The 26,784-nt window shown below is 57.2% G+C and carries 25 protein-coding genes; 12 read left to right on the top strand and 13 right to left on the bottom strand.

Annotation, left to right across the window (positions count from 1 at the left end; translation table 11 throughout):
* Positions 1–21: 21 nt before the first annotated feature.
* Entirely contained in the window at positions 22–456 is a 435-nt protein-coding gene (locus RMR21_RS08615; RefSeq protein WP_498667525.1) for a CBS domain-containing protein, read from the bottom strand.
* A 154-nt stretch (positions 457–610) separates the two neighbouring features.
* The gene (locus RMR21_RS08620) at positions 611–1,360 is read right to left on the bottom strand and encodes a rhomboid family intramembrane serine protease (RefSeq protein ID WP_498667526.1); all 750 of its coding nucleotides are present in this window, start codon (positions 1,358–1,360) and stop codon (positions 611–613) included.
* A gap of 234 nt (positions 1,361–1,594) precedes the next feature.
* Here RMR21_RS08620 and RMR21_RS08625 point away from each other — a divergent pair, with 234 nt between their 5' ends.
* From RMR21_RS08625 to RMR21_RS08635, 3 genes are all read left to right on the top strand, one after another.
* Complete coding sequence (locus RMR21_RS08625; RefSeq protein WP_498667527.1) at positions 1,595–2,152, top strand: PAS domain-containing protein; 558 nt, start codon at positions 1,595–1,597, stop codon at positions 2,150–2,152.
* A gap of 94 nt (positions 2,153–2,246) precedes the next feature.
* Complete coding sequence (locus RMR21_RS08630; protein ID WP_498667529.1) at positions 2,247–2,858, top strand: PilZ domain-containing protein; 612 nt, start codon at positions 2,247–2,249, stop codon at positions 2,856–2,858.
* Between the two features lie 553 nt (positions 2,859–3,411).
* The gene (locus RMR21_RS08635; RefSeq protein WP_498667531.1) at positions 3,412–4,023 is read left to right on the top strand and encodes a transglutaminase-like cysteine peptidase; all 612 of its coding nucleotides are present in this window, start codon (positions 3,412–3,414) and stop codon (positions 4,021–4,023) included.
* Positions 4,024–4,163: 140 nt separating this feature from the next.
* On the opposite strand, the gene RMR21_RS08640 is transcribed toward RMR21_RS08635, so the two are convergent.
* On the bottom strand, positions 4,164–4,598 hold the full coding sequence (locus RMR21_RS08640; RefSeq protein WP_498667533.1) for a DUF1489 family protein: 435 nt from the start codon (positions 4,596–4,598) through the stop codon (positions 4,164–4,166).
* Between the two features lie 65 nt (positions 4,599–4,663).
* Entirely contained in the window at positions 4,664–6,067 is a 1,404-nt protein-coding gene (locus RMR21_RS08645) for an L-serine ammonia-lyase (protein ID WP_498667534.1), read from the bottom strand.
* Positions 6,068–6,715: 648 nt separating this feature from the next.
* Between RMR21_RS08645 and RMR21_RS08650 the strand changes: the two genes are divergently transcribed.
* Positions 6,716–7,069, top strand: a complete 354-nt coding sequence (locus RMR21_RS08650) for a hypothetical protein (protein WP_498667535.1) — start codon at positions 6,716–6,718, stop codon at positions 7,067–7,069.
* A gap of 10 nt (positions 7,070–7,079) precedes the next feature.
* Here RMR21_RS08650 and RMR21_RS08655 read toward each other — a convergent pair whose 3' ends face one another.
* The 3 genes from RMR21_RS08655 to RMR21_RS08665 all read right to left on the bottom strand — a co-directional run bounded on the left by RMR21_RS08655 (position 7,080) and on the right by RMR21_RS08665 (position 9,213).
* Positions 7,080–7,832: a phosphodiester glycosidase family protein gene (locus RMR21_RS08655; protein ID WP_498667536.1), complete on the bottom strand. Its 753-nt coding sequence runs from the start codon at positions 7,830–7,832 to the stop codon at positions 7,080–7,082.
* Positions 7,833–7,999: 167 nt separating this feature from the next.
* Positions 8,000–8,161, bottom strand: a complete 162-nt coding sequence (locus tag RMR21_RS08660; protein ID WP_498667537.1) for an entericidin domain-containing protein — start codon at positions 8,159–8,161, stop codon at positions 8,000–8,002.
* Between the two features lie 113 nt (positions 8,162–8,274).
* Positions 8,275–9,213 carry a LysR family transcriptional regulator gene (locus RMR21_RS08665; protein WP_498667538.1) on the bottom strand — a complete coding sequence of 313 codons (939 nt, stop codon included), beginning with the start codon at positions 9,211–9,213 and terminating at the stop codon, positions 8,275–8,277.
* Between the two features lie 537 nt (positions 9,214–9,750).
* On the opposite strand from RMR21_RS08665, the gene glgX reads away from it, so the two are divergent.
* Positions 9,751–11,829, top strand: a complete 2,079-nt coding sequence (gene glgX / locus RMR21_RS08670; RefSeq protein ID WP_498667540.1) for a glycogen debranching protein GlgX — start codon at positions 9,751–9,753, stop codon at positions 11,827–11,829.
* Between the two features lie 54 nt (positions 11,830–11,883).
* Here glgX and RMR21_RS08675 read toward each other — a convergent pair whose 3' ends face one another.
* A complete protein-coding gene (locus tag RMR21_RS08675) occupies positions 11,884–12,312 on the bottom strand; it encodes a response regulator (RefSeq protein ID WP_498667541.1) in 429 nt (142 codons plus the stop codon).
* A 377-nt stretch (positions 12,313–12,689) separates the two neighbouring features.
* On the opposite strand from RMR21_RS08675, the gene RMR21_RS08680 reads away from it, so the two are divergent.
* The gene (locus RMR21_RS08680; protein WP_498667542.1) at positions 12,690–13,739 is read left to right on the top strand and encodes a GlxA family transcriptional regulator; all 1,050 of its coding nucleotides are present in this window, start codon (positions 12,690–12,692) and stop codon (positions 13,737–13,739) included.
* On the opposite strand, the gene RMR21_RS08685 is transcribed toward RMR21_RS08680, so the two are convergent.
* Positions 13,736–15,211 (bottom strand): NAD(P)H-hydrate dehydratase, encoded by a 1,476-nt coding sequence (locus tag RMR21_RS08685; RefSeq protein WP_498667544.1) that lies wholly within the window; start codon positions 15,209–15,211, stop codon positions 13,736–13,738. The two genes, RMR21_RS08680 and RMR21_RS08685, sit on opposite strands and share 4 nt — an antisense overlap.
* A 349-nt stretch (positions 15,212–15,560) precedes the next feature.
* On the opposite strand from RMR21_RS08685, the gene RMR21_RS08690 reads away from it, so the two are divergent.
* The 3 genes from RMR21_RS08690 (at position 15,561) to hspQ (ending at position 17,853) form a co-directional block, all read left to right on the top strand.
* Positions 15,561–15,899 (top strand): P-II family nitrogen regulator, encoded by a 339-nt coding sequence (locus RMR21_RS08690; RefSeq protein WP_007753933.1) that lies wholly within the window; start codon positions 15,561–15,563, stop codon positions 15,897–15,899.
* Between the two features lie 65 nt (positions 15,900–15,964).
* The gene (gene glnA / locus RMR21_RS08695; protein WP_174153295.1) at positions 15,965–17,374 is read left to right on the top strand and encodes a type I glutamate--ammonia ligase; all 1,410 of its coding nucleotides are present in this window, start codon (positions 15,965–15,967) and stop codon (positions 17,372–17,374) included.
* Between the two features lie 149 nt (positions 17,375–17,523).
* A complete protein-coding gene (gene hspQ / locus RMR21_RS08700) occupies positions 17,524–17,853 on the top strand; it encodes a heat shock protein HspQ (RefSeq protein WP_498667546.1) in 330 nt (109 codons plus the stop codon).
* 69 nt (positions 17,854–17,922) lie between these two features.
* Here hspQ and RMR21_RS08705 read toward each other — a convergent pair whose 3' ends face one another.
* The gene (locus tag RMR21_RS08705) at positions 17,923–18,579 is read right to left on the bottom strand and encodes an invasion associated locus B family protein (protein ID WP_174153297.1); all 657 of its coding nucleotides are present in this window, start codon (positions 18,577–18,579) and stop codon (positions 17,923–17,925) included.
* A gap of 313 nt (positions 18,580–18,892) precedes the next feature.
* Between RMR21_RS08705 and RMR21_RS08710 the strand changes: the two genes are divergently transcribed.
* The 3 genes from RMR21_RS08710 (at position 18,893) to RMR21_RS08720 (ending at position 22,484) form a co-directional block, all read left to right on the top strand.
* A complete protein-coding gene (locus RMR21_RS08710; RefSeq protein WP_498667547.1) occupies positions 18,893–20,719 on the top strand; it encodes an extracellular solute-binding protein in 1,827 nt (608 codons plus the stop codon).
* A gap of 95 nt (positions 20,720–20,814) precedes the next feature.
* Positions 20,815–21,486, top strand: a complete 672-nt coding sequence (locus RMR21_RS08715) for a DsbA family oxidoreductase (protein WP_498667549.1) — start codon at positions 20,815–20,817, stop codon at positions 21,484–21,486.
* A 53-nt stretch (positions 21,487–21,539) separates the two neighbouring features.
* Entirely contained in the window at positions 21,540–22,484 is a 945-nt protein-coding gene (locus RMR21_RS08720; protein WP_498667550.1) for a DMT family transporter, read from the top strand.
* Between the two features lie 19 nt (positions 22,485–22,503).
* On the opposite strand, the gene RMR21_RS08725 is transcribed toward RMR21_RS08720, so the two are convergent.
* The 3 genes from RMR21_RS08725 to RMR21_RS08735 form a co-directional block, all read right to left on the bottom strand.
* On the bottom strand, positions 22,504–22,830 hold the full coding sequence (locus tag RMR21_RS08725) for a hypothetical protein (protein WP_498667552.1): 327 nt from the start codon (positions 22,828–22,830) through the stop codon (positions 22,504–22,506).
* A gap of 132 nt (positions 22,831–22,962) precedes the next feature.
* Positions 22,963–26,460, bottom strand: a complete 3,498-nt coding sequence (gene mfd / locus RMR21_RS08730; RefSeq protein ID WP_498667554.1) for a transcription-repair coupling factor — start codon at positions 26,458–26,460, stop codon at positions 22,963–22,965.
* Entirely contained in the window at positions 26,457–26,774 is a 318-nt protein-coding gene (locus tag RMR21_RS08735; RefSeq protein WP_498667555.1) for an FAD assembly factor SdhE, read from the bottom strand. The genes mfd and RMR21_RS08735 overlap by 4 nt, the downstream gene beginning before the upstream one ends.
* Positions 26,775–26,784: the final 10 nt, after the last annotated feature.

Here is a 26,784-nt window from a genome sequence, read left to right on the forward strand (position 1 = left end):
GGGGTGTGTCCGTTGCGTGTTCTACCCGGCAATATAAGCCTTGATATGCTCGGCTTCTGCTTCAATTTCGCCGATCCGGGCCTTCACCACGTCACCGATCGAAATGATGCCGACGAGGCGGCCATCGGCTTCCACTGGAAGATGGCGAAAACGACCGCCGGTCATCAACTCCATCAAATCGTCTGTGCTGGAGCCCTCGTGACAACGGGTGACGTTTTTGGTCATCACCTCGGAAACCTTGGCCTCAAGCGCTGCGGAGGCGTGCGTAGCGATGGCCTTGACGATATCACGCTCTGTAAAGATGCCGAGGATCGCGCCATTATCATCGGTGATCACGACAGCGCCGATGCGGTTTTCGTGCAGGGTAACCGCCGCCTCCCCGAGTGACAGATCCGGCCTGACGGTTATGACATCGCGGCCTTTGAGATCGAGAAGTTCTTTCACAAATATCGGCATATTTTCCTCCGCAGTGACAGGGATGTTGAAACATGCGCCGTGTCTCCTCCACAGGCGCGGTTCCCTACGGCGGCAATGGTGCGCCAGCGGTCCGTGGAAAGCAATATGTTTCCACGGACATAGAGGGTTCAATCGATTGAGTGAATTCCCAGGCTCAGGCGCGTACGGCGTCCTTGCGATCGAACAGCGCAAAGAAGAGGAAGCCAAGCAGAAAACCGAAGATATGGGCATCCCAGGCCACCTCGCCGCCGACATCTCCGAAAAGCGGAATACCGACGGCAATCAGCACATTGCCGAAAAGCCACATGAGAGTGAAGATGAGAACCGTGCGATTGGTGAGCGACTGGACAATGCCTTGGCGCGGCAGTCTGTGACCAATGGCGGGGTGATAGCGGGCGCCATTGGAGGGAAAGGCAAACCGGCATGCGGCCCCCATGAGCGCGGAAACGACGCCGGATGCGCCGATGAGAACCGTGACATCGCCCCAATTGAGAAAAGCATGTCCGAAGGCGGCAACGGCTGAAGACACGCACCAGAGCAAAATGAAACGCAATGTGCCGATACGGCGCAGAACGGGGGCACCAAAGGCCATCAGCCACAGACCATTGAACAGAATGTGCTCGATACCGCCATGCAAAAACGAATAGGTGACCGGCGTCCAAAACAGTTCCAGACCCTGCTGCGACAATGGCACGGCATAACGAAGCGGGATGAAGCCGAAGGTGTAGATGAACCAGCCATAGGCGTCTTCAGACAGAAGATATGTCGAGATGACATGGACGGCGACCAACACACCGAGAATGGCGATGAGAACACCAGGCAGGTTGAAAACCGGGGTTTTCTGCGGCGGTGGCGGCTGATGGACCTCTTCGGTTTCCGATGGGTCACTGTCGTGATGCGTCATGAATGAAAACCTCTTCGCAAGCCGTTCCGCGTTGTCTCCTGCGAGCAATATAGGAACGATACGGGAAAAAGAAGCGCTGTCGAGACAGATGATTGACCGAGGCCAAACACGCCTTGGCGTTCACGGACAAGCGGCCTGGCACGGAAATCGCTTCGTCTTCTCTTACCACCGCAAATGAAGGCGATGTTTGTATCGAAAAGACACAGATATCCCGCGGGCACGGAGATTGAAGTCATGAAGACGAACACGAGTATCGATATTTACGCCTATTGGGACGCGCTGCGGGGAAACCGCATCGCGCCGTCGAGAAGCGAGATCGATCCCTCACACATACGCCACCTGCTTCCAGACCTGTTCGTGCTGACCGCCAGCAACGATGGTTCACCCATTTTTCGGCTGACGGGAACACGTCTTTATAATCTGTTCGGGCAAGAACTGCGCGAGACTGCGTTTTCGGCTCTGTGGCAAGCGGATCAGGCTGGAGATGCCTGCCGCATCGCCAGCGGCGTGATGCAGAACGAGTTGCCTGTTCTGTTCGACATCGAAGCCGAAAGCGAAAGCGGCCATCTGCGCCAGGAATTCGAAATGCTGCTTTTGCCGTTGCAAGCCGAACCGCATTTTCCGGCCCGCCTGTTGGGCGCTCTGGTTTCGGATCCGCCATTGGCCGATTTTGGCCAGCCGTTCCAGCCACTGTCACTGACGCGCAGCCGCCTGCTGGAGCCGCAGTTTCCGCGACTTCTCTCCAACGCGGTGAGCCACGGAACCACGTCTTGTGGCAGCGTCTCAATATGAGACCTTGTGCAAGTATTCACGGTGGCCAGGGGAACGGTCTGTTAACTCGGGCCATGTAAAGGATGAAGATCATCGCGAACCCGTAGTAAAGCTCATGTTTTCATCCCGCTCAACAACTGTCGCCTTTGCCGCCCGGCCTGCGGAAACGCCTGCCGCCGAAGTCGTGACTGTGGGGCTGACGGGACGACTGATGGTGCCCTCACACGAAGAGTATGACTGCACCGCCAATGAGATGACGGCGGAGACGGCACGCATTACCTGCTTCGTGCGTCCACGCAACGGCGACCGCATCATTGCCTATCTTCAACATATCGGCCGGATCGAAGGCATCGTTCAGGCGCTGACGGCGGATGGTTTCACCATCTCGATCATGGCGACCGAGCGAAAGCGCGAAAAGCTGGCGGCGCAATTGGCCTGGATTGCCAAGCGCCAGGCACTGGGTCTGCCGGAAGACCGACGCCACGACCGTCTGACGCCGCGCCACCCAAGCGCCGACCTGACATTCAGCGATGGCACCACCGTACCCTGCCGCATCATCGACCTTTCGCTGTCCGGTGCTGCGGTGGAACTCGAGATCCGCCCCGCACTCGGAACTGACGTGCGTCTCGGCAACATGTCCGGCCGCATCGTTCGCCACTTCATGGAAGGTGTGGCCGTTGAATTCGATTCCGTACAGTCACGCGATGCACTGATCGAATTTCTCTAGACCGTCCAAATGACCGATCGCAACCGGCAACGCACCTCGCGTCTGCCGGTTTTTTTGTGCGCAAATTCCCGGTCGCGACCGGCGCCGTTTCCGGGGAGCGACCGGCCTACTGGGTAGGCCGTAGCTTCGAAACCTGAAGCGTCTCGGGAAAATTCGAAAAAAATCAAAAAAAGAACGAAATAATCCGCCGCAAATAGCGATTTCATAACCCTCATAGGTGGAAATTTACGCGTAAAAATTGCTTTTCAGGTCTTTTCGTACGCATTTTGGTGGCTGGAGTATAGTCAAAGAAGGGTTTAAATAAACCATATCTGTCCCGAAGGGCTCATCACGTTAACCGACCACGTTCCTGAACTTATTGATTTCAATGACTTACAAGATAATCAGACTGAAAATCCTGAATGGAACGATAAAATTTGAATCGATTTCCTATCAAGTAGAGTTAAAATAAAGCTCTGTTTTGCCTAAATTTTGCGTCGAATTTGAGCACCGTTATTTCCGAGCGCTCAAAATATCGCTGGCATTGTTCTCCTCACAACGGGGAGACAAAAAAATGAAAAACATCAACCGTTTCGGTTTCTTGATTGCAGCAATCATCTTCGGCGCGTTTTCGACACAGGCTCACGCTTCGCCAGCCGCTGGCATGCGCATCATGGGCAAGGCCAATCCACCGATTGGTCATTACGAATTCTGTCAGACGTATCAGAGCGAGTGCCAGCCGACATCTGCGGACCGTGGCCCTCTGAAACTGACGGAACAGAACTGGCAGATGATCCTGGACGTCAACTACACCGCCAACACGACGATCACCCCGATGACGGATATGGAAGTCTATGGCGTTGAAGAGCGCTGGGCTTACCCGACAACCGCTGGCGATTGCGAAGACTACGTTCTGTTGAAGCGCAAGATGCTGATGAACAAGGGCATCTCTGCCTCAGACCTGCTGATCACAGTCGTTTTGCAGCCAAACGGCGCGGGCCATGCGGTCTTGACCGTGCGCACAGACCGTGGCGATTTCATTCTCGACAATCTTCGCAACAAGGTCATCGACTGGTCTGAGACCGAATACACCTACCTGAAGCGTCAGGACAGCAACAACCCTGGCCGTTGGGTCAAGATACAGGATGGCCGCGCCGTCAACGCTGTTGCAGCGATCAAGGATTAAAAGACGAGCGGTCTCCCCGCGACCGTGTCTTTCGATTGGACGATCACGTCACCCAGTTATTGATGTGATCGCGCCATGAGCCGGTTCCCCGCCCCGGAACCGGCTTTTTTTTGCCCGGAATTTATCAGGGGACATTTGTTCTAGAGAAGTCCGAGTTCGGCCAGTTCCCGGCGGAGATCGGAGGGCATCTCGTCCGATAGATCGCCGCCACCCAGATCGCGTGGGGCTTCCTCGTTTTTCAAATACCGCCAGCCCTGAAATGGCCGCTTCGGTGCAGGCGACGTTTCGATGACCTCCGGCCCCAGCACGAGATCGCAGCGGCTGATGCCGTCGTCGTCCTTGAAGGACTTGATATCAAGAATTTTCTGGCGCGCCTGAACCTGGCCCTTGATGACCCAGTAGAGCGAGCCACCATCCAGCAGCTCTTCTGTCCGTTTTGGGAACATACGGGTGGTGTGAACACTGTGTGGCTCCATGCCCGCCGCTATGGCCAGAAGAGACCGCTGGGAGACCCACCCGCGCAAATCCTCGATCGTGTCGGCGCCAACACAGAGCTTGATGAGATGTAGAGACATGCCGCTATGAATGCGGTTTCAGGCCCTGCGTCAAGCGCCTAAACGGCAAAGCTGGTCAGCGCGGATCAACATTCCACGACATTCACAGCAAGGCCACCCGTCGAGGTCTCCTTGTATTTCTCGCTCATGTCGTTGCCGGTCTGGCGCATGGTTTCGATACAGGCATCCAAAGGCACGAAATGGGAGCCATCACCTTTTAGCGCGAGAGATGCCGCAGTGACGGCCTTGACCGCACCAAGGGCATTACGCTCGATGCACGGCACCTGAACCAGACCGGCGATCGGGTCGCACGTCATGCCAAGGTGGTGCTCCAACGCAATTTCGGCAGCGTTCTCCACCTGCGCCGGGGAACCACCCATCACAGCGGCCAGACCCGCAGCCGCCATGGCCGCAGCGGAACCGACCTCCCCCTGACAGCCGACTTCGGCGCCCGAGATAGACGCGTTGTGCTTGATGATGCCGCCAATGGCCGCAGCCGTCAGTAGGAAGTCCCTGATATCCTCCACGCTCGCATCCTCGTGGAAATGGCGGAAATATTTGACCGTCGCGGGTATCACACCCGCTGCACCGTTGGTGGGCGCCGTGACGACGCGACCGCCGGACGCGTTCTCCTCGTTGACCGCCATCGCATAGACGCTCAGCCAATCATTGGCCAGAAGGGGATTGAGCCGGTTGCTGCGCCATTCCGCATTCAACTTGTCATGGATGGAGCGCGCGCGGCGCTTGACCTTGAGGCCACCAGGCATGATGCCCTCGCCCTTCAGCCCGCGCTCGATGCAGCCGTTCATCGCTTCCCAGATCACGTCGAGCCTGTCGTCCAGTTCCTGGCGGGTCATGACCGTTTCTTCATTGGCACGCTTCATCTGGGCGATGGTGCGCCCCGACCGCTCGGCCATTTCCAGCATCGCCTTGGCGGTGGCAAAGGGATAGGGAACCCTCGGGCCGGTATCGATGGTCTTGCCGCGCTGACGCATCGCGTCAAGCTCGGTATCGGTGACAACGAAACCGCCGCCGACGGAATAGTAGATGCGCTTGAGCAGCATACGGCCCTGATTGTCATAGGCGGAAAAACTCATGCCGTTGGCATGGCCCGGCAGCGGGTTCTTCTTGTCGAACACAAGGTCTTCGGTAGGTCGGAAGGCATAGGTCGGGTGGCCGGGAGGCGAAACGCGACCCGTCGATTCGACAGTGGCGATCAAGCCGTCCATGGCATCGGGATCGACCTGATCAGGCTGTTCGCCTATCAGACCCAGCACAACAGCACGTCCAGAGCCGTGGCCGATGCCGGTGAAGGCGAGAGAGCCATGCAGACTGACCTTGATGGCAGACACCACGGCGTTCGAGGGTCGCGGCCAATCGTCGGACAGAAGGGTTTCGAGAAATCTATTCGCGGCAGACATCGGTCCCATCGTATGGGAACTGGACGGGCCAATCCCGATCTTGAACACGTCGAAAACCGAAAGAAACATATCTGCCTGCCCTATGTATAGACTTATGAACTCAGTCTATCCGAACTGGAAAAATGCGCCATATCAAAATGGGCATGAACTACGCTGACCGCGACATGAGTGCCTCAAAAACGAAAACAGCACGGTCCTGTGGGGAACCGTGCTGAAAAGTCAAAATTGTCTATGAGAGATTGTTACGGGCTACCAAATACGTAGGTCAATGCGAGAAAGGCGGCAAAACCTGCAAGTGCGCGAATTGTTACGGCCCAGCAGGATTTCTGTGCGGTTTCGTCCATGATTACTCCAGCGTGTTACTCTCAAGCCGTTCATACGTCGGCCAGTGCGTGAAGCATTTATTAAAAACTTGTGACAAACGCAAATGCAAAAAACGGCTAAAGGAAGGCGAATCTGGCGACCTGCTATTCACCCCGCGCATAGGTGTAATAAAAAACAATGGCTTATCCGTTCGTTTCGAGACACCACCTCAAGTCTTCCTGTCTCAATTTGGTCCAAAGTGTAAATTTGAGCAGATTTGGTTCACCAACGAACACCCAGCTGTGTATAAGCCCACCGAAATAGAGGCTTTTACGCCGAACCTGCCTCCGTCATATTGAACCGGCTGCGCAACTGGACTATCCGGCAAAAATCAAAAGCTGGAGCGGTGACACAATGCAGGCGACCCCATCTTCTTTTCCTGACCGTGACACGGTCGCAACGAAAATCTCGAACTGGGGCGCGGAAGATCAGGCCTGGCTGACGCTGCTTCTGGAAAACGCAGTGCAGGACGAAAACCTGTTGGAAGGTCTGCGTCTGTTTCTCGACAAACAGGCACAAGCACGCTTCCTCAACTCTCTGAAGCTGGAAAAATGCGGCGAATGGTTCGGCGAGAGCGCGCCAGCGCGTTTGCAGATCCGCCTGCACGAGGTGTCCAAGAGCAGCCAGCACGCAGCGTTTACGGCATTCCGCACCGGCCTCACGAAATCCGGCGGTTTGGAAAAAGCCTATCCAAAGGCGCGACTTTAAGGCAATTACCCTAGTCCGGCACACGCTCGACAACTGCAACGATTGGCCCCAGGTCAGACCAGCCGTCGCGGCGTTTTGCAGCGGGAATGTCGACGCTGGAAATGCTGCCATCGAAATAAAGCGCATTGGCCGTGTGCAGCTTGTCGCGGAACAGGGTCGCGAAATCATAAAACCGCACCGGATTTTCCGATATCGCGAAATGCACCAAGCCGTCTGCTGATATCCCGACGCCGTTGCGCGTGTTCAGACTATCGCTTTCGGGCAGAAATCGCGGATGGAGCTTTCCATCGATCACCAGCATGGGGCCAGACTGGGTGGCAAAATCCGGGGACATGTTGGCGTTGAGGTAGGCGCTTGTTTCCAAAACGCCCGCCTTTTTGCCGTCCATAAAGAAGACGCCGTTCGGCTGCATATGAAAATTGCCCCACCCGCCCCCGGTACTGATGGGTGCGGTCTCCACGCCATGATCGACGAAAAGGCCAACCGGCGACAGGTCTCTGTGGTACATCCCGGCATTCATGGCGAAGGTAACGAAGCTATGTTGACGCCAAAGCGCCGACGACAGAGCCTCGAACGAGCCATAGGGTTTCGACGTGACATAATCCCAATGGTAAAGCCGGATGTCGCTCTTCGCGGGGTCGAAACTGCACACGGTATAGCGCCCGCCCATGTGCTCAAGTGCCTGGCAAAAGTCTGGCAAGGACGTCGCGCTGGCGCTCGTCGGTAACAAAGCCGCCAGCAAATATCGGATCAGTTTGCGCATTGTGCCCCGTCAACAGTCGTCATTGTCTGACAGGAGGACAGATCGCCTGATAACGACGAGAATATGTCTTTCACAGCGAGACTGTCTTTTCAAACCGTCAAACAAAAAAAGCCGACGATATATCGTCGGCTTTCATCTGAAATATAGAGGCTTGGCTATGGCGTCGCTTAACGCCGCGCTGCGCGATCCACGCTCTTTCCAGCAGCCTGTGTGCCATCTACAGTGCCTGCCACATCCTTGCCAACGCCGCGGATCGTGTTGCCGCAGGAAGTCAGGGATGCCAGAGCGATAAGAACAGCGGCAGTGGTTGCGAAGAAACGTGTGGACATATGGAAACTCCCCTTAAAATCTGCGCATGGGCGCAAAAGACAATCTAATTAGCGCGCTGAAAACGCAGGTAAGTCAAAGCGGTTCCGTAGTGCTTCAAAAAAAATGCATCGTGTCAAACGGGCTGCGCAATATCCTTGAACGCATTGCGAATGCTGTCGGCAACCGCCTGCACGGGACGCGTGGGTTTGTCGGCAACGATGAGGCGAATATCAAAGCAGCCAAGCTCCGGCATGCCGTCCTTTTCACCCAGGATCACCATGTTGTTCTGCACATAGGAACGCGGCAGTGGGGCGACCGCCAGATCAGCCTCGATGGCGGCCTTCTGCGCCATCGTATGGCCGCTGAGGTAAGCCACCCGATAGGGACGGTTCTGCTTTTCGAGCGATGACGTGGCTTCGGAGCGCCAGATGCAGCCATCTTCCCATATCGAAATGGGAATGGGATCGCGTAAATGTGCCGTACCGCATTTGGCGCCGGCCCAGACGAGGCGTTCGCGCATCAAAACCTCACCGGTGGTGCGAAGTGGCAGCGACGCGCAGTTGACGAGCGCAATGTCCAGCCGCTGCTCGTCCATGCGCCGGTAAAGCTGCGAACTGGAATCAATAACCACGTCCACCATGATGGCCGGAAACGCATCGGCAAAGCGCTTGAGGATGCCGGGCAGCAGCCCACGCTCTCCAATGTCCTCCGGCGCACCAAGGCGCACTACGCCCGACAGCTCAGGCATGACAAAACGGGCGACCGCCTCATTGGACAAAGCGATCATGCGCCGCGCGTAGGTCAGCAGCGTCTCGCCATGAGCTGTCAATGTGACTGAACGCGCGTCACGCAAAAACAAGGTGGTCTTGAGCTGCTCTTCCAGCTTCTTGATTTGCATGGACACGGCTGACGGGGTTCGGAACACCACCTCGGCGGCAGTCGAAAAATTGCCTGTTTCTGCAATGGCAACAAACGTTCGCAGGATGTCATTGTCCAAGAGGGGCAGAGGCTGGCGGAAGGAAACTGTCATGGCACATGCCTTCAATTTTTCTGATCGATAGATGGATATCATTTCGTTTGATTGAATGTCAACAATCTCGCATCCTCAAAAACGAAGCCGGAACCGGACCAGAAGGCCGCCGGATTTGACATGCGGAATACATAAGTTTTCGTCATCAATGACATGAAAATCATTCAATTGATTGATGGATATCCAAAGCGCATACCAGCGATGTCGAAGCAGAATAAAGAGCATGAAAGGAGTTTCAAAATGACGACGATCGTTCACCAAAGCCCAGTCCCTTCAAGGGTTAGGCTATTCACCCACAGGTTGCTGCCCCGGCTTTCCGAGCGTGTGTTGGCACTGCAGACCGCATGGCGTCGCAGACAGAACCTGCGCGCCCTTGAAGCCCTCCCCACAGACACGCTCAAGGATATTGGATGGCCAACCACAGACACCACGAAGACACGGATTGTTCGCCGATAACATCCGTTTCCATAAACCTCTGAATGGCTCGCACGACACCGTCTGCGAGCCATTTTTTTGCAGTGCGGAACAAATACCCCGCCACCACATTTCCCCACGCACCTATCAAGCATGAGGATATTTATGGCCCAGTTCGGTTCCAGCATTCTGCCCGGCGACTTCACCCGCCTTGGCGCGAATTTCGACGGCGATGGCGTCAACTTCGCCATTTTCAGCGCCCACGCAGAGCGCGTCGAATTGTGCCTTTTCGACGAGAGCGGTAAAAACGAGATCGAACGCATCACCCTGCCCGAATTCACCAACGAAATCTGGCACGGCTTTATTCCAGGATTGAAGCCCGGTGCCCTCTACGGTTATCGCGTTCACGGACCTTACGACCCGGAGAACGGCCACCGCTTCAACCCCAACAAGCTGCTGGTCGACCCTTACGCGCGCGAACTCGTCGGCGATATCCAATGGGGTTCGGAGCAATTCGGCTATATTCTGGACGCAGAAGAGAAGGACCTTTCCTTCAACGACAGCGACAGCGCTGCGAAAATGCCGAAGTGCCGCGTCATCGATCCCTCGGACTATGACTGGTCGGGCGACCAGAAGCCGAACGTGCCATGGTCGAAGACCATTTTTTACGAGACCCACGTCAAGGGCTTTACGAAGCTGCACCCGGCACTGCCTGAAAACCTTCGCGGCACCTATGAAGGTCTGGGCGACAAGCACATCGTCGATTACATCAAGAGCCTCGGGGTAACCTCCGTCGAACTTCTGCCTATCCACTCTTTCCCGGATGATTCGCACCTGCTGGACAAGGGCCTGAAGAATTTCTGGGGTTACAATTCCCTCGGCTTCTTCTCGCCTGCATCACGCTATTATGGCCCGAAGGGCATGGCCGGTTTCCGCGATATGGTTCGCGCCTTCCATGACGGCGGGATCGAAGTGATTCTCGACGTGGTCTACAACCACACGGCAGAGGGCAACGAGCTTGGACCGACCCTCTCGTTCAAGGGTATAGACAACTTCTCCTACTACCGCACCATGCCCGATCAGCCGCGCTACTACATCAACGACACCGGCACGGGGAACACCGTCAACACATCGCATCCGCGTGTTCTCCAGATGGTCACTGACTCGCTACGTTACTGGGCCGAAGACATGCATATCGATGGTTTCCGCTTCGATCTGGGCACCATCCTTGGCCGTGAGCCGGAAGGCTTCGACCAACGTAGCGGCTTTTTCGATGCCGTGGGTCAGGACCCCGTTCTGTCGAAGCTGAAGCTGGTCGGCGAACCCTGGGATATCGGCCCCGGCGGTTACCAGGTCGGCGGCTTTCCGCCCGGTTGGGCAGAGTGGAACGACAAGTACCGCGACACGGTGCGCGAATACTGGAAGGACGAGGACGGCACCGCGGGCGACTTCGCCGCACGCGTTCTGGGTTCTGGCGATGTCTATGATCTGCGTGGCCGCAGGCCCTGGTCCAGCGTCAACTTCATCACCGCGCATGACGGTTTTACGCTGAACGATGTCGTCTCCTACAATGAGAAGCACAACGAGGCGAACGGCGAAGACAACAAGGACGGTCACGACCACAACCGCAGCTTCAACTACGGCGTGGAAGGCCCGACCGACGACGAAGGCATCAACGCCGTGCGTGACCGCCAGAAGCGCAACTTCCTGGCCACCCTCCTCTTGTCCCACGGCACGCCGATGCTGCTGGCCGGCGACGAGTTCGGTCGCAGCCAAATGGGCAATAACAATGGTTATTGCCAGGATAGCGAACTGAGCTGGGTACACTGGGAAAATCTGCCAGAAAGTGCCGAGACACTGCGCAAGTTTACGGCAAAGCTGATCGAGCTGCGCCAGAACCACTCGGTGCTGCGTCGTGAAAACTGGCGTGACGGCACGCACATCACCTGGCTGAACCCGGGCGGTGGAGAGCAGACGCAGGCACAGTGGGAAGATCCAGGCAGCACATCGCTGGGCCTTCGCCTGTCACGAGACGACGACAACGGCGATGTGGATGAATGGCGCGACGTGCTGATCCTGTTCAACCCGCATGATGGGGTCGTGGAGTTCAAACTGCCGGACGCCGAACACGGCTGGATGACGGAACTGACGACGGCCGACCCGGATGCGAGCGCCGACAAGATCGCAAACGGTGAAACCTACTCCGTCGAAGGCCGAACCATGGTGCTGCTGCGCGCCGCCTGATATCGGCTTGGAGCGACGAAAAGAAACGCCGGGAGAAATCCCGGCGTTTTTCGTTCAGTGGCTGAGTTGCAGGCCTTCCAGTCGCACAGCGATCTTTCGACGGGTGCTTTTGGTCTTGGCTGCGATGCCCGCGCGCAATGCAAAAAAGATGTCGTCGAGATGATAGGGCTTGCTGAAGAAACGAACATCATCTGGCAGTTCCAGCGCATTCGGCGCATGCCCCCCGGAGGTGACGATCACGGCAATCTGCTCCTGACACGATGACAGCATCCGCACCAGATCCAAACCCGACAGGCCGCCCGGCATGTCTATATCTGTGATAACGGCGGAGATGGTGTCCACCTTGCCGATAACGGCGATGGCTTCCAGCACGTTGGAGGCCTCCAGCACGCGGTAGCCCGCCTCTTCCAGCACATCCACAAGCGTAAATCGAATGATCGGTTCGTCTTCGACGACGAGAACAGTGAGGCAAGCTTCACGCATACGCAATACTCCGCTCGAAAGCGCCGGGCAGGAATGGCAGAGCCATTCGCGGGCGACCCGACACCGTAACAAAAGACGACCCGGTGGCATCGGTTCTCAGAGCCGCTGCCAGCGTTCACGTCGATAGAACGCGCAAGTGGACGATAAGTCTGAAGACTGCGCTTAAAAATTGAAAACAATATTAATAAAATGCAAAATATCGGGTGCCAGATCCCTGCGAACCTCACATCTGCGTGCTATCGCCTCCGCGGTGCAGGCTTTCCCGAATAAGTTTTTTGACAGCAACAGGCGTGCGTCGTATCTTGTCCCAGGAGTGTCGCAAACGCGATATACAGCGGACCATTTCCAAGCAAGGAATTGCGTTTCCGCAATGGAGCATGGTCGCCGTGAGCAAAACGCCTCCCAAAAAGCGCATTATCGTGTTTTTCATGGTTCCACAGTTCACCATGCTGCCCTTCACGGCTGCGGTAGAAACCTTGCGTATCGCCAATCGCATGCTGGGTTATGCCGCCTATGAATGGCGTCTCGCCTCCAGCGACGGCCAGAAGGTCGCCTCCTCCAGCGGGATTGCGCTGGAGGCAAACACATCGCTGGCAGAAGAGCGCAAATCTATCAGCGGCGAGAACCGTCCCAGCATGGTGTTGATCTGTTCCGGCATCGATATCGAGCAATACAGCAACAAATCCGTCAATGCATGGCTGCGTGAATCGCATAATCGGGGCATTGCCGTCGGCAGTCTCTGTACCGGCGCGCATGTGCTTGCCCAGGCGGGATTGCTGAATGGCAAGCGCTGCGCGATCCATTGGGAGAACCTGCCAGGCTTTTCCGAGGCCTTTCCGCAAGTGGAAGTCTACGCCGATCTCTACGAGGTCGATGGTAACATCTATACCTGCGCGGGCGGCACAGCCTCTCTGGACATGATGCTCAACCTGATTGGCCAGGATTTTGGCGAAAACCTCGTCAACCGCGTTTGCGAACAGCAGCTGACGGACCGGGTGCGCAACCCGCATGACCGCCAGCGCCTGCCGCTCCGGGCCCGTCTCGGGGTGCAGAACGACAAGGTTCTATCGATTATCGAATTGATGGAAAGCAACCTGTCCGAGCCGCTGTCATTGCTCGACATAGCCGACGATGCCGATCTTTCACGCAGACAGGTCGAGCGACTGTTCCGGCAGGAAATGGGGCGTTCCCCTGCCCGCTACTACCTGGAAATCAGGCTGGACCGGGCAAGACATCTGCTGGTCCAATCCGCCATGCCGGTGGTGGAAGTCGCCGTTGCCTGCGGCTTCGTTTCCGCGTCGCACTTTTCCAAGTGTTACCGCGAAATCTACAATCGCACACCACAGCAGGAACGTGCCGAGCGCAAGCTGGTCATCAACGCATCCCGCATGGCCGCCATCGCCAGCCAGAGCAAGCCCGTTCATTAAGGTGAGAACGGCCTGACGGCCGCCGCCAAATCCTCGGCCGTCAGTCCTGGACCGAGCCGCTGTGCGGTTTGACCGTGGAGCCAGACCGCGGCAGCGGCGGCTTCGAACGCGGGAACCTGCTGCGCGAGAAACCCGCCGGCAATGCCAGCCAGCACATCTCCAGATCCGGCTGTCGCCAGATAGGAAGGCGCGTTGGTGTTGACGGTTGCACGCCCATCCGGCGCGGCAATGACGGTATCTGCACCCTTGTAGACGATCACGGCGTTGCTGAGTGCCGCAGCCGCCTGCGCCTTCTCGATCTTGCTGAGCGTTTTGTCTGCAACGATCTTGGGAAAAAGCCGTCCGAATTCACCTTCATGCGGCGTCAAAATGCGGGGCGCATCTTGCGCGAAGAGATCGCAAAGCTGCTGCGGATCGTGCCGGAACGCGGTGATGCCATCGGCATCCAGCACCAGTGCCCTGTCCTTCAGAAGCGAGACAAACCGGCGCGCGCGCTCCAGATCACCGAAGCCGGGGCCAAGGATGTAAGTTCCATGACGCTTGTCTTCCCGCCACGCAGAAAGCTCGTCTTCGCTTTCGATTCCTGCCACCATGACCGCCGTGAGCGTTGCCGAGAGAACACCAATGGCATCATGTGGCGCCGCAACCGTTACGATGCCTGCTCCTGCGCGAAAACCAGCCATCGCAGCCATGCGGGCCGCACCCGTGGCGTAAGAGGGACCGGAAAACACGGTCAAATGCCCGCGCTTGAATTTATGGGTATCTTCGTCAGCCCTTGGAAAGGATCCCACCCACAGGAAGGAGCCATTTTCAAACATGCCGCTGCGATGCGCTTCCAGAATTCTATGCGGGATACCAATATCGAAAACGTCGAGCGCGCCGCACAGGGAACGACCCGGCATCAGAACATGGCCCGGTTTGCGGGCCATGAAAGTGACGGTTCGCTCTGCCCGAAACGAACGCCCGAGCGGAACACCGCGCCGTCCGCACAGACCGGATGGCATATCGACGGCGATCACGGGAATGGAGGCCGTCTCGACATCATCGATCACAGCCGTCACCTCGACGGGCACATCACGCGAAAGTCCAGCGCCAAAGATCGCGTCGATCACAACATCGCCAGAGCGCGGAACGTAGCCGCCAAGCGGCTCGCTGGCGATCCCCATTGCATCGAACGCCTGCCTTGCAGCGCCCTTCAGCTTGGAAACATCGCCAAACACGTAAGGGGCAACCTCGGCGCCGTTTGCCTTTAAAGCCCGCGCCGCGACAAAGCCATCGCCGCCATTGTTGCCGGTTCCGCACAGCGCGACATAACGCAGGGCTTGTGGGTAGTGCTTGAGAACGCTGGCTGCAACAGCCTGCCCTGCCCGTTCCATCAGAGATGAAACGGAGATGCCGCTCGCTTCGGCGGTCGCGTCGATGCGCGCCATGGCAGCCGGATCGATCAGGACATGTTGGAATGGAAACATCATGTCTGCATATTCAGCTCAAAAACAGACAAAAGGCAATCGGTGGAAAAAATAGGCATTAGTGAATGCATAAAATATATGCAAATGTACAATAATTGACCACTCCCTTTCATTGATCTACCTGTCCGTAACAGGTTTGAAATTTGGCGAAATCGTGAAAAAATGACTGCTGCGTGGACAACACGCAGTATTTTTATCCACGGAAACAGTGAAGTTGAATCAAATTCCGCTGTGTCCAGCCATTTTTCAAAGATTTTTTAATCAAACCGACTTCCGATCTGGCACGATACGTGCATTCTTGTGGCAGAGCGGAAAGACCGCTTGAACGGGAGAAGCGGAGAGATATTTTCTCATGAAAAAGATCGAAGCGATCATTAAGCCTTTTAAGCTCGACGAAGTGAAGGAAGCCCTTCAGGAAGTCGGACTCCAGGGAATAACGGTTACGGAAGCTAAGGGCTTTGGTCGTCAAAAGGGCCATACGGAACTCTATCGCGGAGCAGAGTACGTCGTTGACTTCTTGCCGAAGGTAAAAGTCGAAGTCGTGCTTGCGGATGAGAATGCGGATGCCGTTATCGAGGCCATTCGCAATGCCGCACAGACCGGACGCATTGGTGACGGAAAGATTTTCGTCTCCAACGTGGAAGAGGTCATCCGTATTCGTACGGGTGAAACAGGCGTAGACGCCATATAAAAAGACTGAACCCGGGAAAGCCGGGGCTTCACCTTGTTATCAAAACACTCAAGGAAAAGTTTCAAATGACGACCGCAAACGATATTCTCAAGCAGATCAAGGACAACGACGTCAAGTTCGTGGACCTGCGCTTTACCGACCCAAAGGGCAAGCTGCAGCACGTGACCATGGATGTGGCCTGCGTGGACGAAGATATGTTCGCCGATGGCGTCATGTTCGACGGCTCTTCGATCGGCGGCTGGAAGGCCATCAACGAATCCGACATGGTGCTGATGCCGGACACGGGAACGGTCCACATGGACCCGTTCTTCGCACAGTCCACCATGGTCATCATCTGCGATATTCTCGATCCTGTCTCCGGCGAGTCCTACAATCGCGACCCGCGCGGCACAGCCAAGAAGGCTGAAGCCTACCTCAAGGCGTCCGGTATCGGCGATACGATCTTCGTTGGACCTGAGCCCGAATTCTTCGTCTTCGACGACGTCAAGTACAAGGCCGATCCCTACAACACGGGCTTCAAGCTCGATTCGTCCGAACTGCCGTCCAACGACGACACGGATTACGAGACCGGTAACCTCGGCCACCGTCCGCGCGTCAAGGGCGGCTATTTCCCGGTTCCGCCAGTCGACAGCCTTCAGGACATGCGTTCCGAAATGTTGACCGTCTTGGGCGAAATGGGCGTGGTCGTTGAAAAGCATCACCACGAAGTCGCATCGGCTCAGCACGAACTGGGCGTGAAGTTCGATACGATGGTGTCCAGCGCCGACAAGATGCAGATCTACAAGTATGTGGTCCATCAGGTCGCAAACGCTTACGGCAAGACGGCAACCTTCATGCCAAAGCCGATCTTCGGCGACAATGGTTCGGGCATGCACGTTCACCAGTCCATCTGGAAGGGCGGCAAGCCGACCTTCGCGGGTGACGAATATGCTGGCCTGTCTGAAACATGCCTCTACTACATCGGCGGCATCATCAAGCATGCCAAGGCGATCAACGCCTTCACCAACCCGACAACCAACTCCTACAAGCGTCTGGTGCCGGGTTACGAAGCACCGGTTCTGCTGGCATACTCCGCCCGCAACCGCTCGGCATCCTGCCGCATTCCTTTCGGCTCCAACCCGAAGGCAAAGCGCGTCGAAGTTCGCTTCCCGGACCCTGCCCAGAACCCGTATCTCGGCTTTGCCGCGATGCTGATGGCTGGCCTCGATGGTATCAAGAACAAGATCCACCCGGGCAAGCCAATGGACAAGGATCTGTACGATCTGCCACCGAAGGAACTGAAGAAGATCCCGACCGTCTGCGGCTCGTTGCGTGAAGCACTCGACAGCCTCGACAAGGATCGCAAGTTCCTGACCGCGGGCGGCGTGTTCGACGACGACCAGATCGATGCCTTCATCGAATTGAAGATGCACGAAGTCATGCGTTTCGAAATGACCCCTCACCCGGTCGAGTTCGACATGTATTACTCGGCGTAACCGCTACATTTTGAAAAGGCGCCTCTCGGGGCGCCTTTTTTCTTCCCGAACAACGCATGTGTGCGAAAGACGGAAGCCAGCCATGCAACCCCATATCTTGATATTTTATATCCAACCCCCAAATTGTAGTGGGAAAGGATGTGCATGCCATGAAACAAAGAGACGCAAAATTTACGATTGGTGAGGTCGTTCGCCACAGGGTGTTTCCGTTCCGCGGTGTGGTATTCGACGTAGACCCGGAATATGCCAACACTGAGGAATGGTGGAACGCGATTCCCGCGGAAATCCGTCCGGAGCGTGACCAACCCTTCTACCATCTGCTGGCAGAAAACGATGAGTCCGAGTATGTCGCCTACGTATCCGAGCAGAACCTCGTCCACGACGAAAGCGACCAGCCCCTGCGAAATCCGAACATCTCTCGTATTTTCGACACCACTCCCAGTGGCGAGCTGCGAGCGAAATCAGCGATGACTCACTGATCGTTTCCAGAAATTTTTGCACAAAAAAACCGGCCTGAGATTTCAGGCCGGTTTTTCAATGTCGATGTCTTAGTTTGCAGGCTTGGTCTTGGCAGCGTCCTGAGCGGCTTCGAGCTTCTTGCGAGCCTCTTCAGCCTTCTTCTGCATGCCTTCCTGAAGCGAACGCTGGCTTTCGGCGAGCTGGGACTGTGTGATCGGCTGGCCGTCATAAGCACCTGTGAAGCCGCTGAGTGCGATCTTGATCGGGTTCGGTGCACGACGGAAGTTGATGGAAGTGAACACGATTTCCGTGCCCTTCTTCATGCTGGCGATCATCGCGTCTGTGAGCGGCACTTCAGCTGTGCACTTGTCGGGCAGGCAGACGGCGTAATCGAGCTTCTGGCCCTTGCCACCATCGATCTGCATCATCACACCTGGCGGCAGCAGGCGCGCTGTTGGCACCGAAACCTGAAGCAGCTTGCGGTTGACCTTGCCTTCAACGCTGATGAGGCCGACAGCTGTGATCATCTGGCCGTTCTGGGCGAGAACAACGTTCTGCACGACGCAAACATCATTGTCTTCCTGCTTGCTGCATGTCTTGAACCAGCCGAGCGGTGGTGCGCCAGGACCTCCGGCAGCCGGAGCTGCCTGCTGAGCCTGCGATACGGCCGGTGCAGACACGGCACCCAGCGAAAGAACGAGAGCAGACAAGGCTGCGCGGCTGAATGTGTTTGCGTTTTGCATCATAAGAGTTCCGTCTCCTGAATTTTCTTATGCGAAGCAGAACAGGACGAACTGCTTAGCATCACCGGTATCCGTCTGCCCGTTCCACTGTCGTTTAAATGAGGCAAATGCGTGACCCGAGGGTTTCGGCAAACCTGTTACATCCCGTTGAAGGCGATATCCAGCACTTCTTTGACTTTTTAGAGAAGCCCGACAAGTTTTCTCTCGTCGGATGCCTGCCATAGTCGTGTGTGATACATTCGCGCGGGAATCAATACAAGACAGGCGAGCCGTGACGATCTGCGGATAAACAGCCCGAATGCGACAGGACATGAACATGCGAAGCCTTTTGGCGCTCATCCCGGCCCTTCTTTTTTCAGGTCTGGCGCTGGCGGAACCACTCCACGGGATTTCGATGCATGGCACGGTTGCCCTATCCCCCGATTACAAGAATTTCCCCTATGTGAACCCGGACGTGAAAAAAGGTGGCCGCATATCCTACGGCGTCGTCGGCACCTTCGATAGCCTCAACCCCTTTGTTTTGAAGGGCATGCGCACCACAGCACGCGGCGTCTGGGACCCGGAGTTCGGCAATCTTCTCTATGAGCCGCTGATGCAGCGCTCCAACGACGAGCCGTTCTCGCTCTATGGCCTGCTGGCGGAAACGGCAGAGTGGGACGACGACCGCACCTACATTCAGTTCAACATCAATCCGAAAGCGAAATGGCAGGACGGTCAGCCGGTTACGCCCGATGATGTGATTTTCACCTTCAATCTTTTGAAGGAGAAGGGCCGCCCGCCCTTCAACAGCCGCCTGAATGGCGTCGCGAAGATGGAGAAGATCGGCGAGCACGGCGTGCGCTTCACGTTCAACGAAAACGCGAATCGCGAGACACCGCTCATTCTTGCGTCCTCGACACCGATCCTGCCCAAGCACGCCATCGACCAAGCAACATTCGAGCAAGGCGGCCTCGGCCCCGTGGTTGGCTCCGGTCCCTACCGAATCAAAACCCTGCGCCCAGGTGAGCGCGTCGTGTGGGAGCGCAACCCGGATTACTGGGGCAAGGATGTGCCTTCCAAGGTCGGCTCTGATAATTACGACGAGATCAGCATCCTCTATTTTCTGCAGGTCACGACAATGTTCGAGGCCTTCAAGAAGGGCGATATCGACATCTACCCGGAAGGTGACGCCATCAACGGCTCGGCTGACAGCTCCCATTGGGGCCAAGCCTACAATTTTCCAGCTGTGCATCGCGGTGAAATTGCCCGCGACGTTTTCGAATCACGTCTGCCATCGGGCATGTTCGGCCTCGTCTTCAACACGAGACGCGCCATCTTTGCCGATAAGAACGTGCGCGAGGGCCTGTCTTTCGCGCTCGATTTCGAATGGATGAACCGCAATATTCTCGGCGGTGCGTTCCAGCGCACGCAAAGCTATTGGCAGAACTCCACGCTCGGCGCCTTCGGCAATGCCGCAGACGATCGTGAACTGGCTTTGCTGGGTGACGCCGCCAAAAAACTTCCACCCGCGCTGCTGGCCGGTACCTATGCCATGCCCGTGACCGATGGTTCGGGTGCCGACCGTAAAGTGCTGAAACTCGCCGTCGATAAGCTGAAGGCGGGCGGTTACACCATCAAAAGCGGAAAGATGTCGGATGCCAAGGGGCGTCCGCTCTCCTTCGAGATCATGACGCAGAACCCGGCACAGGAGCGGATCGCGCTGGCATACCAGCGATCGCTGCGCCTGATCGGTGTCGACATGGCCATCCGCTCCGTCGATGACGGGCAGTATCAGGCCCGCTCCAACAGTTTCGACTATGACATGATCATCCGCTCGCTTCCGTCCTCGCTGTCGCCGGGGGCCGAACAGCTCAATCGCTGGGGCTCGGGCTCGCGCGATGCCAATGGCAGCTTCAATTATGCGGGTGTTGCCGATCCCGACGTAGACCGCATGCTGGAGGCGCTGTTGCAGGCGCGCTCCACGGAGGACTTCCAGGCCGCCGTGCGTGCCTATGACCGTCTTCTGACCGCAGGGCACTACATCATCCCGCTCTATTACATCGGTGCGCAGTGGGTTGCGCGGTGGAAATATATCGAGCGACCTGAGACCACGCCGCTTCTGGGCAACCAGAAAACCACGTGGTGGGATGCGCGCGTTCAGTAAGGCCCGCGTGATGGTTCTCTTGAGGTAACGCCTTGCGCAACCGCAACGACGCCCCTAGATGGAGCGGACATTTCAAGGTTTGAAAGGGAAGCACCATGCAACGCATTGTTATCGACGTCGTCTCGGACATGGTCTGCCCATGGTGCTATCTCGGCAAGGCGCGGCTCGATCTGGCACTGGCTGAAATTCTCGATGAAGTGAGCGTCGACGTCAACTGGCGTCCCTACCGCCTCAACCCGGACTATCCGCCCGAGGGTGTCGACCAGAAGGCCGAGCTTGAAAAGAAACTGGGCGGCAAGGAAAAGGTTGAGCAGGCGCACGAGATGCTGACACAGCTTGGCAAGGAAGTCGGCATCGCCTTCGACTTTGACGCCATCAAGGTCGGTCCCAACACGCTGGACGCACACCGCCTGTCGCTTTGGGCACATGCCGAAGGCCGCGAGTTTCAGGAAAAAGTCGTCAATGAATTGTTCCGCGCCAACTTCGAGGAAGGTCGCAATATCGGCGACCACGCTGTGCTGGCAGATATCGGTGAAAAGGCTGGAATGAACCGCGACGTCGTAGAGAAGCTTCTGGCTTCTGATGCGGACAAGGATACGGTCGTAGCGGAAATCGATGCTGCCCAGCAGATGGGCGTATCAGGTGTTCCGTTCTTCATCCTCGATCAGAAATATGCGGTCAGCGGTGCGCAGAGCAAGGAAGTGCTGATTAATGCACTGCGGGATATTGCCAGATTGAAGCTGGAAGAGCATAGGGCAATGAACTGATCGTCAGCGCCTCCCTGCTGGCGATTTCCGGCCCCTAACGTTTTGGTGTTTCCGTGTCCGATAGCACGTTGAAGGGCATTCTGCTCGCATTCGCAGCCTTTGCGGCTTACGCCTGGAGCGATGCGAGCGTGAAGCTCATCGAAGGGCAATTGTCGCCCATTCAGTCCGCCTTTTTCGGCGCGCTCTTTGGCCTTGCGGCCCTGCCCTTCATCCGCAAGCGCAACGACGACTGGCGCGATATTATCCGCACCACCAACCGTCCACTCTGGCTGCTGCGGTTCGTGACCTCAGGTCTTGGTGCCATCACGTCTGTTACGGCCTTTACACATCTTTCGATGGCCGAAGCTTTCGCGCTGATCTTCCTGCTGCCCGCCTTCGTCACCATCATGTCGGTCTTGTTCCTGAAGGAACAGGTTGGCATCAAGCGCTGGTCTGCCGTCATCATTGGTTTTGCCGGTGTTCTGATTATCTTGAGACCGGGTTTCCGTGAGCTGTCGACCGGACATTTCGCCGCCATCGTCGCCGGTCTGTGCGGCGCGATCTCCATCGTCATTTTTCGAGCCATGGGGCCATCGGAAAAGAATATCTCGCTGTATGGCGCGGGTTTGCTGGGAACGCTGGTCATCTGCGGCGTGGCGATGACATCGTCGTTCACGCTACCCAATGCCGAGCAATGGATGTTCCTGGCGGGCTACGGCCTTCTGGGCGCTATTGCCAACGTGCTGGTGATGTATGCAGCGAAATACGCGCCCGCTGTGGTCATCGGTCCCACTCAATATAGCCAGATGCTGTGGGCCATCCTGTTCGGTTATCTGATATTCGGCGACCACGTCGATGGCTGGATGCTGGTGGGAATTGCGCTCATCATTGGCTCCGGCCTCATCACACTCATCCGCGAGCGGCAGCGACACGTCGCCCTGCCAACGTCGATTGCGGCGGCAGACCAGAATGTTGCCGTCGCGATGACACCGGAGAGCGATGAGGCGAAGACGGACTGATCAGTCCGTCCCTGCACCGTCAATTGCAGACACGCACACGATACATATCGCCGTAGCCATCCTGACGCCATGCCAGATGGCAACGGGGATAAACGGGCTGATAGACGACAGGTGGGCCGTAGACGGGCTGACTGTAAACGGGCGTGTAGCGGTAGGCCGGTGGGCCATAATAGTTTCGGGGCCCCGCTATCAAAGCGCCGCCAACAACAGCGCCAGCGATACCAGCGCCCCATCCGCGTCCGAAATTATTACGTGCTTCTGCCTGGCTGGTGGTGGCAATTGTGGTGCCCGCAATTGTCAAAGCAACCAGACCAGCGGTGACGAACCTGTTCATGGTGGTCAACATAGTCCTGCTCCTTCGTTCGTCGGCTCCCGGCGAAATCATGCCGTGCCGATAAGAACGAGACTATGCCTCCAAAGCCTACGACCAGATGTCCGTCTGATTAAATCGCCGTAGGAAACGGCGATCCTGTCTTCGTCAGGATTTAGCCAATTCTGCGAGCTGCGTCATCACCATGGCAGCACCCGCCAGACGCTTCTCCGGCGTCGGCAAATCACGCGTCAGGAACACTCTGTGGTCTGGCCTGATCTTGGCCATAGAGCCCTGCTTGGCGATGTAGCCGACGAGCGCCGCAGGATTTGGAAACTCCTTGTTGCGGAACTGCACGACGACGCCCTTCGGCCCGGCATCCAGCTTTTCGACATTGGCCATGCGGCAGAGCGACTTGACGTAGACGATCTTGAGCAGGTGCTGCACTTCCTTCGGCAACGGACCGAAGCGGTCGATCATCTCGGCACCGAAACCGTCGATTTCGTTCAGATCGGTCAACTCGCCAAGGCGGCGGTAGAGACCCATGCGCAGATGCAGGTCCGGCACGTAAGACTCGGGGATCATGACCGATGTGCCGACCGAGATTTGCGGCGACCAGCCGGTGTCGATGACATCGTCTTCGCCCTTCACCTCGGCCACGGCCTCTTCCAGCATCTGCTGGTAAAGCTCAAAACCGACTTCCTTGATATGGCCCGACTGTTCTTCGCCCAGCAGATTGCCGGCACCGCGAATATCGAGGTCATGGCTGGCGAGCTGGAAGCCTGCGCCCAGCGTGTCCAAAGATTGCAGAACCTTCAGGCGACGCTCCGCCATTGTTGTCAGCACCTTGTTGACCGGCAAGGTGAACAGCGCGAAAGCGCGAACCTTGGAGCGTCCGACACGACCGCGCAACTGGTAGAGCTGCGCCAGGCCGAACATATCGGCACGGTGGACGATCAGGGTGTTCGCGGTGGGAACATCAAGACCAGATTCGACGATGGTGGTGGACAGCAGCACATCATATTTGCCGTCATAGAAGGCGTTCATGATGTCTTCCAGTTCACCCGCCGCCATCTGGCCGTGCGCGACGGCGACCTTCAGTTCCGGGACATCCGATTGCAGGAAGGCGTGAATATCGGCCAGATCGGCCAGACGCGGGCAGACATAGAAGCTCTGGCCGCCACGGTAATGCTCGCGCATCAGCGTTTCGCGGATAACCAAGGCATCGAACGGCGAAATGAAGGTGCGCACCGCCATGCGGTCCACGGGTGCCGTCGTGATCAGCGAAAGCTCGCGAACACCTGTCATGGCAAGCTGCAACGTGCGCGGAATGGGCGTGGCCGACAGCGTCAGCACATGCACATCGCTCTTCAGTTCCTTCAGACGCTCTTTATGCTTCACGCCAAAATGCTGTTCCTCATCGATGATGAGAAGACCGAGATTGGCGAAGTTGATGCCAGCACCGAGCAGCGCATGGGTCCCGACGACGATGTCCGTCTTGCCTTCGGCCACTTCCTTTTTCGTCAGCGCCAGTTCCTTGGCACCGACGAGGCGCGATGCCTGCTGCACCCGGATCGGCAGGCCACGGAAGCGTTCGGAAAAGGTGCGGAAATGCTGGCGGGCCAGCAATGTGGTCGGCACGACGACCGCCACCTGCACGCCATTCATGGCAGCAAGGAACGCGGCGCGGAGTGCAACTTCCGTTTTGCCGAAGCCGACGTCACCGCAGATCAGGCGATCCATCGGGCGACCGGCACCCAGATCGTCGCGAACGGAATCGATGGCATTCTGCTGGTCTTCCGTTTCATCATAGGGGAAACGGGCCGCGAACTCGTCATAGAGACCATCGGGCGCAATCAGTGCTGGCGCATGGCGCACCATGCGCGCAGCGGCGATGCGGATGAGATCGCCCGCCATATCCAGAAGACGCTTCTTGAGCTTGGCCTTGCGCATCTGCCATGCGCCGCCACCCAGCTTGTCGAGATTGGCTTCCGCCGAGTCAGAACCATAGCGTGACAGAAGATCGATGTTTTCGACCGGCAGGAAGAGCTTGGCCTCATCGGCATAATGAAGCTCCAGACAATCACGCGGCGCACCCGCCGCCTCGATGGTGCGAAGGCCGACGAAGCGACCGATGCCGTGCTCGGCGTGAACGACGAGCGAACCCTCGTCCAGACCCGCGACTTCCGAGATAAAATCCGCACCGCGCTTGCGGCGCTTGGAACGGCGCACCATGCGGTCGCCGAGAATATCCTGCTCACCGATGACGGCGAGATTGCCGGTTTCGAAACCGGCTTCGAGGCTCAGAACCGCAGCGGCGGCCTCGCCCTTGCCAAGCTTTTCAATCTCTTTGAACGACTGGATAGTCTTGATATTCTCAAGCCCATGCTCGTTCAGCACCTGCAACATGCGGTCGAGCGATCCTTCCGACCAACCAGTGATCAGAACCTTCCAGCCCTTGGAGCGACGCTCGGCAATGTGCTTGACGGCAAGCGTGAAGACATTGATGCGTTCTTCGCTTTCGTTCTCCGTCTGCGACTTCGCCCAGCGCGGACCGACATGGGCATCCAGCGTGGCGACCGGCTTATCCTTGGAATCCTGCTCGTTGAACGGTGTCAGGCGTACCGCGTTGACGGCGTTCAAGGCCTCATCGAAGCTCTTACCGCCGAGATAGATCTGGCTGGGCGAGACAGGCTTGTAGGGCGCTCCCTGCGTTGCGCCTTTCGTCTGGCCGGAGGTTTGGCGCGCGTCGAAATAATCATGCACCAGCTTGGAGCGCTCGACCGCCGCTTCCCGCGCCGTGTGATCGGTGACGATGCGGAAGCCCTTGAGATAATCGAAAGCGGTTTCCAGCTTTTCGTAAAACAGGGGCAGCCAATGTTCCATGCCGGCGTAACGACGGCCCTCGGAAACGGCCTGATACAGCGCATCGTCTCGCGTGGCAGCGCCGAACAGCGACAGATAGTTCTTGCGGAAGCGGCTGATCGTATCCGGTGTCAGCGTCACCTCGCTCATGGGGCTGAGATCGAGCGACCGGGCCTGGCCAATGGTACGCTGGCTGGCAGGGTCGAAGGTGCGGATGCTTTCCAGCGTATCTCCGAAGAAATCCAGCCTGACAGGTTCTTCCGTACCGGGCACGAAGACATCGAGAATACCGCCGCGCAGGGCGAACTCACCCACTTCACGCACCGTCGCCACACGGTCGAACCCGTTGCGCTCCAGCCTAGCAGCAATATCCTCCATGCGGATCTGATTGCCGGGCTTGGCCGAGAAAGCCAGGCTTTCGATGACATCGCGCGGGGCCATCTTCTGCAACATGGCATTGACGGTGACAAGCACGATGGCCGGATGCGGCTTTTTCTGGTGATGGATGAGGCCCGACAGGGTGGCAAGACGGCGGGCGGACACATGCGCGCTGGGCGACACGCGGTCGTACGGCAGGCAATCCCACGCAGGCAGGCTCAGAACCGGAATGTCCGGCGCGACGAAGCTGAGCATCTGCTCCAGATCGGCCACGCGCTGGCCATCGGAGAGCACATAGGCGACAGGTGTACCCTGCCGCGCCAGATCAGCCAGCAAAAAGGCTTCCGTGCCAGAGGGCACATTGCCGATGGTCAACGGCGTATCGGCCGATGCCACCAGCCTGACATCGAATCCGGCTATCATTTTGGGCTGTGTCCGTTCTGCGCCGTGACCAGATCGAAATCCGGGCGGTAGGAAATGATCGTCATGAACAACGGCGTCTGGAATTTGTCGGGAATGGCCTGCGCACCCGTCACCATCTGCACGAGGTCCTGATCTTCCTCGTCCATGATGATTTCAAGCTCATCCAATTGCTCTTCGGACAGGTCGGCGATGTTTTCTTCGGCGAACTGGCCGAGAACAAGGTCCATTTCCCGGATACCGCGATGCCAGCACCGATAAAGAATTCGCCTGCGCCTCGGATCGAGGTCAGCGCTCGTGCGCACCAGTCCTGTCATCGCATTTCCT

Source organism: Agrobacterium sp. rho-8.1 (assembly GCF_033957725.1).
In the GTDB taxonomy this organism is placed as follows: Bacteria; Pseudomonadota; Alphaproteobacteria; order Rhizobiales; family Rhizobiaceae; genus Agrobacterium.

Bases quoted from the DNA above. Each gene is read 5' to 3' on its own strand.
- hspQ (WP_498667546.1), top strand. From the start codon at position 17,524: ATGAAACAAAGAGACGCAAAATTTACGATTGGTGAGGTCGTTCGCCAC.
- RMR21_RS08635 (WP_498667531.1), top strand. From the start codon at position 3,412: ATGAAAAACATCAACCGTTTCGGTTTCTTGATTGCAGCAATCATCTTC.
- RMR21_RS08680 (WP_498667542.1), top strand. From the start codon at position 12,690: ATGGTCGCCGTGAGCAAAACGCCTCCCAAAAAGCGCATTATCGTGTTT.
- RMR21_RS08710 (WP_498667547.1), top strand. From the start codon at position 18,893: ATGCGAAGCCTTTTGGCGCTCATCCCGGCCCTTCTTTTTTCAGGTCTG.
- RMR21_RS08685 (WP_498667544.1), bottom strand. From the start codon at position 15,211: ATGATGTTTCCATTCCAACATGTCCTGATCGATCCGGCTGCCATGGCG.
- RMR21_RS08735 (WP_498667555.1), bottom strand. From the start codon at position 26,774: ATGACAGGACTGGTGCGCACGAGCGCTGACCTCGATCCGAGGCGCAGG.
- RMR21_RS08690 (WP_007753933.1), top strand. From the start codon at position 15,561: ATGAAAAAGATCGAAGCGATCATTAAGCCTTTTAAGCTCGACGAAGTG.
- RMR21_RS08650 (WP_498667535.1), top strand. From the start codon at position 6,716: ATGCAGGCGACCCCATCTTCTTTTCCTGACCGTGACACGGTCGCAACG.
- RMR21_RS08640 (WP_498667533.1), bottom strand. From the start codon at position 4,598: ATGTCTCTACATCTCATCAAGCTCTGTGTTGGCGCCGACACGATCGAG.
- RMR21_RS08725 (WP_498667552.1), bottom strand. From the start codon at position 22,830: ATGTTGACCACCATGAACAGGTTCGTCACCGCTGGTCTGGTTGCTTTG.
- RMR21_RS08675 (WP_498667541.1), bottom strand. From the start codon at position 12,312: ATGCGTGAAGCTTGCCTCACTGTTCTCGTCGTCGAAGACGAACCGATC.
- RMR21_RS08655 (WP_498667536.1), bottom strand. From the start codon at position 7,832: ATGCGCAAACTGATCCGATATTTGCTGGCGGCTTTGTTACCGACGAGC.
- glgX (WP_498667540.1), top strand. From the start codon at position 9,751: ATGGCCCAGTTCGGTTCCAGCATTCTGCCCGGCGACTTCACCCGCCTT.
- RMR21_RS08630 (WP_498667529.1), top strand. From the start codon at position 2,247: ATGTTTTCATCCCGCTCAACAACTGTCGCCTTTGCCGCCCGGCCTGCG.
- RMR21_RS08645 (WP_498667534.1), bottom strand. From the start codon at position 6,067: ATGTTTCTTTCGGTTTTCGACGTGTTCAAGATCGGGATTGGCCCGTCC.
- RMR21_RS08660 (WP_498667537.1), bottom strand. From the start codon at position 8,161: ATGTCCACACGTTTCTTCGCAACCACTGCCGCTGTTCTTATCGCTCTG.
- RMR21_RS08625 (WP_498667527.1), top strand. From the start codon at position 1,595: ATGAAGACGAACACGAGTATCGATATTTACGCCTATTGGGACGCGCTG.
- mfd (WP_498667554.1), bottom strand. From the start codon at position 26,460: ATGATAGCCGGATTCGATGTCAGGCTGGTGGCATCGGCCGATACGCCG.
- RMR21_RS08665 (WP_498667538.1), bottom strand. From the start codon at position 9,213: ATGATATCCATCTATCGATCAGAAAAATTGAAGGCATGTGCCATGACA.
- RMR21_RS08715 (WP_498667549.1), top strand. From the start codon at position 20,815: ATGCAACGCATTGTTATCGACGTCGTCTCGGACATGGTCTGCCCATGG.
- glnA (WP_174153295.1), top strand. From the start codon at position 15,965: ATGACGACCGCAAACGATATTCTCAAGCAGATCAAGGACAACGACGTC.
- RMR21_RS08620 (WP_498667526.1), bottom strand. From the start codon at position 1,360: ATGACGCATCACGACAGTGACCCATCGGAAACCGAAGAGGTCCATCAG.
- RMR21_RS08615 (WP_498667525.1), bottom strand. From the start codon at position 456: ATGCCGATATTTGTGAAAGAACTTCTCGATCTCAAAGGCCGCGATGTC.
- RMR21_RS08705 (WP_174153297.1), bottom strand. From the start codon at position 18,579: ATGATGCAAAACGCAAACACATTCAGCCGCGCAGCCTTGTCTGCTCTC.